This window comes from Kitasatospora sp. NPDC059160, from assembly GCF_042755465.1.
Taxonomy (GTDB): Bacteria; Actinomycetota; Actinomycetes; order Streptomycetales; family Streptomycetaceae; genus Kitasatospora.
In genome coordinates this window covers 77,853-85,362 of sequence record NZ_JBHZCN010000033.1, presented here as the reverse complement: position 1 = coordinate 85,362, position 7,510 = coordinate 77,853, and the positions used below count along the sequence as shown (strand labels likewise).

Sequence of the window (7,510 nt, the reverse complement as noted above, 5' to 3'; positions counted from 1 at the left end):
GTACTGCGGCCGCGCGTCGCGGTCCTCGGGGTCGGGAACGTCGCCGGGGGCGGGCCGGCCGGATTCAGCGCAGCCGCTGCCGCAGTTCGTCCACCGCCGCCCGGATCCCGGCGCTGTAGGCGTCCTCCGGCAGGGCGTCCAGGCTCCGGACCGCCCGTTCCAGCTGTTCGCGCGCGAGATCCGGCTCCCCGAGCTTGAGGTGGTCGGAGGCCAGGTTGAGGTGCAGCGACGGATAGAAGGCCCGTACCTGGAGCGCGGAGTCGTAGGTCCGGGCGCGCTCGGCGGTCAGCGAGTCGGCGGCCGCGAGGGCCCGCCGGTCCCACTCCAGTTCGGCCCGGGGGTCGTCCTGGAGGTCGGCCAGATAGTGCGCCAGGACGCAGCGGTGGAAGACGTCCCGCTCGCCCAGTTCCTCCCAGAGGGCCTCGAAGCTGGCCCGCGCCTCGGCGGTCCGCCCGCGCTGCGCCGCCCGCACGCCGTCCAGTCCGAGCGCGATCCGGCCGAGCGCCGACTCGTCCGGACCCGACTCCGCCGAGGACGCACCGCGCACACCGGACACCCCAAACACATCAGACACATCAGACACATCGGACATGCCCGCAGCCTAGGGCCGGTCCGACGCATCCCGCCCGGCAAGGTCCGCCGGACAGGCCCGGCCGCCCGCTCAGCGCCGGTAGCCGCGCTGCGGGTCCCGCTCCTCGGCGTCCTCGTACATCAGGAACCAGCCCTCGGGGTGCGTCGCGGCCAGCAGCAGTTCGGTGCGCTGCTCCGCGCCGAGCTCCGGGTCGCCGTCGTCCGGCCCGAAGACGCCGAACAGTTCGTCGTGGCAGCCGTCCCAGTCGTAGTCGTACAGGTCGGCGGGCAGGTCGCCCATCATGTCGGCCACCGACTCGGGCTGGGAGCCCAGCAGCGTCCGGGCGTCCACCAGGGCCATCCGCAGCGCGATCTCATCGGCGAGGCAGCGCGGCAGCGGCCATTCGCCGAGCGCGAGGTCGTCGGCCAGGTCGTCGAAGGCCCGCGCCATGGTGCGCCGCCAGTTCCGGTGGAGCCGCCAAGTACGCTGCGGCAGCCGGGCGAAGACCGTCCAGTCGACGTCCTCGCCGTCGACCACCGGGTCGTCCCCGTGCTCGTCGAGGTCGTCGTAGGCGGCATCGGCCAGGCCGAGCAGCTGGGCGTGCAGCAGGCAGGCGGTGCGCGGGGTGAGGGTCCAGTCGGCGCCCGCGCCGCCTTCCTCGTCCTCGCCGTCCAGCGGGAACAGTTCGGCGAAGTCCGGGGTGAAGTCCTCGGTGACGCTGATCTCCAGCGTGCCGCCGATCGCCTCGACCCCGGGAATGGCGGCCACCAGCCGGTCCGGGTGGAGCAGCGCGCCGAGCGCCGCGTTGGCGTCCTCGGCCACCTCGCGCAGCAGTTCACGGCGCTGGCCGGCCGGGTCGACGCCGTCGAAGTCCAACTCCTCGACGGCCCTGATCGCGGCCGCGCGCAGCGCCGGCCAGTCATTGATCCGCAGGCCCAGCACCACCGTCGCCTCGATCTCCGGCGCGCCGGAGTACTCTGCCGCGCCCGGCCCCTGCGGATGATCGCTTCGCTCGCCCATGGGGCTACGGTACGGCTTTTCGGCCGCCCGATCACCGGTCCGTACCAGCTTCCGGAGAGCTTCTCGGCCACCGCCCGGCCGCGCCTCTGTCACCCGGACGCACGACACCGGCAGGATGGCCCCCATGGCTGACATCAACGAGTACGGCGGCGGGCAGGGCCCGAACGCCGACGTCATGGTCGTGACCACCAACGACATCCCCGGCTTCCGGGTCGACCACGTGATCGGCGAGGTCTTCGGGCTGACCGTGCGCAGCCGCCACATCGGCAGCCAGATCGGTGCCGGGCTCAAGTCGCTGATCGGCGGCGAGCTGCGGGGTCTGACGAAGACCCTGGTCGAGAGCCGCAACGAGGCGATGCAGCGGCTGATCGAGCAGACCAAGGCGCGCGGCGGCAACGCCGTCCTGATGATGCGCTTCGACGTGACGGAGGCGGCGGACGTCGGCACCGAGGTCTGCGCGTACGGTACCGCCGCGGTGATCTCGCCGATCGGCTGAGGCCCAGCACCTCACCACGGACCTGGCCGCCCCACGCCGCCCCCGCGCTGCGCGGGAACAGCCACCGCCACCCCGATGTTTCACGTGCGTGACTGTTTACGGTGCAACAGGTGCAACAGGTGGAGCAGGGGCGACAGGGGCGGCAGGGGCGGCAGGGCCAACGGACGAAGCCGGCGCACGGCGCGTGGACGTCCTGGTGGTGGGTGCCGGACAGGCCGGACTGTCCGCCGCCTACCACCTCGGCCGCCGCGGCTTCGCCCCCTACCGGGCGGGAGTCGACGGCGGCTTCGTCGTGCTCGACGCCAACCCCGCCCCGGGCGGCGCCTGGGCCCACCGCTCGCCGTCCCTGCGGATGGCCACCGTGCACGGCTTCCACGACCTCCCGGACGCCGAGCTCCCGGCACCCGACCCGGAGGCCCGCGCGCGGGAGGTCGTGCCGGGGTACTTCACGGCGTACGAGACCCGGCACGCGCTCCCGGTCGTGCGCCCGGTCGCGGTGCGCGCCGTACGCGCCGAGTCCGAGCGCCCCGACTCCCGGCTGCTGGTCGAGACCGACCGCGGCACCTGGTCCACCCGCGCGCTGATCAACGCCACCGGCACCTGGACCCGCCCGTTCCTCCCCCACTACCCCGGCCACTTCGCGGGCCGTCAGCTGCACTACGCCGAGTACCGCGGCCCCGAGGAGTTCGCGGGCCGGCGCGTCCTGGTGGTGGGCGGCGGCGCCTCGGCGATCCAGGTGCTGTCCGAGGTGGCCGCGGTCGGCGAGACGGTCTGGGTCACCCGTTCCGAACCCGTCTTCCACGAGGGCCCGTTCACCCCCGAGTACGGGCGCGCGGTGGTCGCCAAGGTCGAGGAGCGGGTCCGCCAGGGCCTGCCGGTGCGCAGCGTGGTGAGCGTGACCGGCCTCGGCCCGTCCGTCGCCTACCGCCGCGCCGAGGAGCTGGGGGCGCTGCACCGCCGCCCGATGTTCGACCGGCTCACCGAGCACGGAGTCGCCTGGGGCGACCAGGAGTTGGCAGTGGACGCGATCGTCTGGGCGACCGGTTTCCGCCCCGAGGTCGGCCACCTCGCCCCGCTCGGCCTGCGCTCCCCCGGCGGCGGCATCGCGCTCACCGGCACCCGCGCCACCGCCGACCCGCGCGTCCACCTGGTCGGCTACGGGCCGTCCGCCAGCACCATCGGCGCCAACCGGGCGGGCCGCGCCGCCGTCAACGACCTGGTCGAGCTGCTCGGGGACCCGACCGGGCGGGCCGGTCGGGTCGGCCTGGACGATCGGGTCGGGGCGGCCGGGGCGGCTGGGGCGGCCGAGCGCGGGACCGTACCCGTCCCCGCCGCCGTCCCCGCCTGACGGCCCGGGTCAGCGGTCGTAGTCGACGGTGACCCGGTCGGTGACCGGCCGGGCCTGGCAGGTGAGGACGTAGCCGGCCGCCAGTTCCTTCTCCTCCAGCGCGAAGTTGCGGCGCATCTCCACCTCTCCCTCGGTGACCAGGGCCCGGCAGGTGCCGCACACCCCGCCCTTGCAGGCGAAGGGCAGGTCGGGGCGGGAGCGCTGGGCTCCGTCCAGGATCGAGCGGTCGCGCGGGAGGGTGAGGGTGCTGCCGCGGCCGTCGAGGACGACGGTGACCTCGCTGCGCTCGCCGGCCTCGGCCCCGGCCGCGCCGTCGGGGCCGTCCAGGTCCTCGTCCCGCTCGGCGAGCGGCTCGTCCTCGGCGTGGAACAGTTCTTGGTGCACCCGCTCCCCGGGCACGGCCAGGTCGGCGAGCAGTTCCTTCGCCCCGGTGACCATGCCGAACGGCCCGCACAGCCACCAGTGCCCGACGGCGTCGACGTCCACCAGCGCCGCCAGCAGCGCCCGGACCCGCTCCGGGTCCAGCCGGCCGCTGAGCAGTTCGGCGTCCCTGGTCTCCCGGGAGAGCACGTGGACCAGCTGGAACCGGCCGAGGTAGCGGTCCTTGAGGTCGGCCAGCTCGTCCGCGAACATCACGGTGTCGCTGCGCCGGTTGCCGTAGAGCAGGGTGACGGTGGAACGGCGGTCGGCGGCCAGCACGGAGGCGGCGATCGACAGCATCGGGGTGATGCCGGAACCCGCCGCGAGCAGCACGTGATCGGCGGGGACGCCGAGTTCGGGGGAGAACAGGCCGGACGGGGTCAGCACCTCGACCTCCTCGCCGGGCCGGGCCTCGCGCACCAGCCAGCGCGAGAACAGCCCGCCGGGCACCTCGCGGACGGCGATCCGCAGCGGGCCGCCGACGGGCGCGCAGATCGAGTACGAGCGGCGCTCGTCGGTGCCGTCCACCAGCTTGCGCAGGGTCAGGGTCTGGCCGGGGCGGAACGCGAACTCGTCCGCAAGGGCGTCCGGCACCGCGAAGGTCACCGCCACGGCGTCCTCGCAGAGCCGCTCCACCCGCTCGATCCGCAGCCGGTGGAAGCTCGGCCGACGGGCCGGGCGGACGGGGTCCGTCACAGGGGTCGCGGCGGGCATTCAGATCTCCTTGACGCGTTCGAACGGCTCGCGGCAGGCGCGGCAGCGCCAGAGCGCCTTGCAGGCGGTGGAGCCGAAGCGGGACAGCTCCTCCGTGTCGGCGCCCCCGCAGTGCGGGCAGGGCACGGGGGCCGCGGCGCCCGTGCGGGTGGCGCCGAGGGTGAGCGGGACCGGCCCGGGGCGGGGCGTGAGGGCCGAGGTCGGGCGCGGCGGGGCGATGCCCGCCTCGGCGAGCTTGCGGCGGCCCTCGGCGGTGATCAGGTCGGTGGACCACGGCGGGTCCAGCCGCAGCCGCACCCGGACGTCCGGGTACCCGGCGGAGCGCAGCCGGCGGTCGACGTCGGCGGCCATCTCGGCGACGGCCGGGCAGCCCGAGTAGGTCGGCGTCAGCCAGGCCGTCACCGTACCGCTGCCGTCGTCCGCCTCGACCCCGGCGAGCACACCCAGGTCGGCCAGGGTGAGCATGGGCAGCTCCGGGTCCGGGACGGCCGCGGCCACCGACCAGGCCCTCTCGCGGACGGTGTCCGCGGTGCCCGTCACCACGTCGCCCCCGGGTGGGCGCGCGCCACCACCTGCAGCTCGGCGAGCAGCGGGCCGAGCGCCTCGGTGTGCACCCCGTCGCGGCCGGCCCGGCCCAGGACGGTGGCCAGCGGCGGGAGGTCCGGCACGGTCAGTCCGGCCTCGGCGAGGACGGCGGCGAGCTCGCGCAGCACCGGTTCGCGCAGGCCGGCCGGGTCGACGCCGGCCCGCAGCTCCACGGGGTGCGCGGTGAACAGCTCCTCCAGCAGCGGCCAGACGGCGTCCAGCCCGGCCTGCATCCGCTCCGCCGAGTACGGCGTGCCGTCGCCGAGGCGCAGCGTCCAGGCCGTGGCGTACTCGCGGTGGTACGCGAGCTCCTTGACGCCCCGGGCCGCGACCGCGGCCAGCACCGGGTCCGGGTGGACGCTCAGCGCCTCGTACAGCGCGCCGCGGGCGGTGGCGAACAGCAGCAGCCGGGCGATCGAGTGCGCGAAGTCGCCGTTCGGGGTCTCCACCAGGCGGACGTTGCGGAACTCGTGGTCCTCCCGCCAGTAGGCCAGGTCGTCCTCGGTGCGGCCGGAGCCGTCCGCCTGGCCGGCCCGGGTGAGCAGCAGCCGGGCCTGGCCGAGCAGGTCCAGGCCCAGGTTGGCGAGCGCGACCTCCTCCTCCAGCTCGGGCGCCCGGGTGCACCACTCGATCAGCCGCTGGGAGAGCACCAGGGCGTCGTCGCCGAGCATCTGGCAGTAGGCGGCGAGGTCGGCACCGGCCAGGCCGGCGGGCAGGGCGGTGTCCACGCCGAGCAGCGGGTCGGTGAAGCCCGTCCCGTACGCCCAGCGGCCCTCGCCCTCGGGGCCGGGGGTGGCCCCGGCGAGGCTGAGGTAGACGTGGTCGTCCTCGGTGGCGGACGTGGTGTGGTCGTGCACGGTGGCTCCCCCGTCAGATGTGCGGGACATCCTCGGGGATGTCGTAGAAGGTCGGGTGGCGGTAGACCTTGTCGCCGCTGGGCTCGAAGAACGGGTCGCGCTCGTCCGGGGTGGAGGCGGTGATCGCGTCCGAGCGGACGACCCAGAGGCTGACGCCCTCGTTGCGGCGGGTGTACAGGTCGCGGGCGGCGAGCAGCGCCATCCGGTCGTCGGCGGCGTGCAGCGAGCCGACGTGGACGTGGTTCAGGCCGCGCCGGGGGCGCACGAACACCTCGTACAGCGGCCAGCCGGCCTTGGGGCCTGCCTCGGACTCGGTCACTTCTCGTTCTCCTGTTCGGGGGTGGGCCGCTCGGCGGCCGCGGCGTGTCCGGCATCGGGGGCATGTCCGGCGACGGCGGCGTGTCCGGCGTCGGCGGCGCGCTTGGCGGCGTAGGCGACGGCCGCCTCGCGCACCCAGGCGCCCTCCTCGTGCGCGGCCCGGCGGCGGTCGACCCGCTGGGCGTTGCACGGGCCCTGCCCACGGATGACCCTGGTCAGCTCGGACCAGTCCGGCTCGCCGAAGTCCCAGCCGCCGCGCTCCTCGTTCCGGCGCAGCTCGGGGTCGGGGAGGGTGACGCCCAGGTGCTCGGCCTGCGGGACGGTCATGTCGACGAAGCGCTGCCGGAGCTCGTCGTTGGTGTGGCGCTTGATCCGCCAGGCCATCGAGCGGGCGGTGTTCGGCGAGTCGGCGTCCGGCGGGCCGAACATCATCAGCGACGGCCACCACCAGCGGTCGACCGCGTCCTGGACCATCCGGCGCTGGCCCTCGGTACCGCGCATCAGGGTCATCAGGAGCTCGTAGCCCTGGCGCTGGTGGAAGGACTCCTCCTTGCAGACCCGCACCATCGCGCGGGCGTACGGACCGTAGCTGCAGCGGCAGAGCGGGACCTGGTTGCAGATCGCGGCGCCGTCCACCAGCCAGCCGATCACGCCGACGTCGGCGAAGGTGAGGGTGGGGTAGTTGAAGATCGAGGAGTACTTCTGGCGGCCGCTGATCAGCTTCTCGGTGAGCTCGGCACGGTCGACCCCGAGGGTCTCGGCGGCGGCGTAGAGGTAGAGGCCGTGGCCCGCCTCGTCCTGGGCCTTGGCGAGCAGGATCGCCTTGCGGCGCAGCGAGGGGGCCCGGGTGAGCCAGTTGCCCTCGGGCTGCATGCCGATGATCTCGGAGTGGGCGTGCTGGGCGATCTGGCGGATCAGGGTGGCCCGGTAGGCGTCGGGCATCCAGTCCCGGGGCTCGATCCGCTGCTCGGCGGCGATCACCGCGTCGAACCGGTCCTCCGGCGTCTGCGCGGGGACCGCCTCTTCCACCTCTGTTGTCACCACGGTCCCCTCTCGTGTTCCTGCTCCGGCTTCCCGGCTTCCCGGCCTGGGCGGCGGGGAGCCAACCGACTGACCGTTCGGTCGGTACCATTCTGCGCGGCGGGACGGAGGGATGGCAAGGGACGCCGACGAATGGGCGG

At 74.6% G+C, this 7,510-nt stretch carries 9 protein-coding genes; 2 read left to right on the top strand and 7 right to left on the bottom strand.

Going from position 1 to position 7,510, the window contains the following annotated elements:
* Window positions 1-64: 64 nt before the first annotated feature.
* A complete protein-coding gene (locus ACFXOZ_RS16620) occupies window positions 65-547 on the bottom strand; it encodes a hypothetical protein (RefSeq protein ID WP_380591017.1) in 483 nt (160 codons plus the stop codon).
* A gap of 114 nt (window positions 548-661) precedes the next feature.
* On the bottom strand, window positions 662-1,591 hold the full coding sequence (locus tag ACFXOZ_RS16615) for a hypothetical protein (protein WP_380520961.1): 930 nt from the start codon (window positions 1,589-1,591) through the stop codon (window positions 662-664).
* A gap of 124 nt (window positions 1,592-1,715) precedes the next feature.
* Between ACFXOZ_RS16615 and ACFXOZ_RS16610 the strand changes: the two genes are divergently transcribed.
* Together ACFXOZ_RS16610 and ACFXOZ_RS16605 are read left to right on the top strand one after the other, a co-directional pair.
* A complete protein-coding gene (locus ACFXOZ_RS16610; RefSeq protein WP_375890615.1) occupies window positions 1,716-2,087 on the top strand; it encodes a YbjQ family protein in 372 nt (123 codons plus the stop codon).
* 196 nt (window positions 2,088-2,283) lie between these two features.
* Window positions 2,284-3,435, top strand: a complete 1,152-nt coding sequence (locus ACFXOZ_RS16605) for an NAD(P)-binding domain-containing protein (protein ID WP_380591014.1) — start codon at window positions 2,284-2,286, stop codon at window positions 3,433-3,435.
* A gap of 9 nt (window positions 3,436-3,444) precedes the next feature.
* Here ACFXOZ_RS16605 and paaE read toward each other — a convergent pair whose 3' ends face one another.
* The 5 genes from paaE to paaA are packed head-to-tail and all read right to left on the bottom strand — an operon-like array spanning window position 3,445 to window position 7,370.
* Window positions 3,445-4,569 (bottom strand): 1,2-phenylacetyl-CoA epoxidase subunit PaaE, encoded by a 1,125-nt coding sequence (gene paaE, locus ACFXOZ_RS16600; RefSeq protein ID WP_375890619.1) that lies wholly within the window; start codon window positions 4,567-4,569, stop codon window positions 3,445-3,447.
* The gene (paaD, locus tag ACFXOZ_RS16595) at window positions 4,570-5,112 is read right to left on the bottom strand and encodes a 1,2-phenylacetyl-CoA epoxidase subunit PaaD (protein WP_380591011.1); all 543 of its coding nucleotides are present in this window, start codon (window positions 5,110-5,112) and stop codon (window positions 4,570-4,572) included. It lies immediately after the preceding gene.
* On the bottom strand, window positions 5,106-6,041 hold the full coding sequence (gene paaC / locus ACFXOZ_RS16590) for a 1,2-phenylacetyl-CoA epoxidase subunit PaaC (RefSeq protein ID WP_380591008.1): 936 nt from the start codon (window positions 6,039-6,041) through the stop codon (window positions 5,106-5,108). Before paaC ends, paaD begins: the two co-directional genes overlap by 7 nt.
* A complete protein-coding gene (gene paaB, locus ACFXOZ_RS16585) occupies window positions 6,025-6,330 on the bottom strand; it encodes a 1,2-phenylacetyl-CoA epoxidase subunit PaaB (RefSeq protein ID WP_375890625.1) in 306 nt (101 codons plus the stop codon). Before paaB ends, paaC begins: the two co-directional genes overlap by 17 nt.
* Window positions 6,327-7,370, bottom strand: a complete 1,044-nt coding sequence (paaA, locus tag ACFXOZ_RS16580) for a 1,2-phenylacetyl-CoA epoxidase subunit PaaA (protein WP_380591005.1) — start codon at window positions 7,368-7,370, stop codon at window positions 6,327-6,329. The genes paaB and paaA overlap by 4 nt, the downstream gene beginning before the upstream one ends.
* Between the last annotated feature and the right edge of the window lie 140 nt (window positions 7,371-7,510).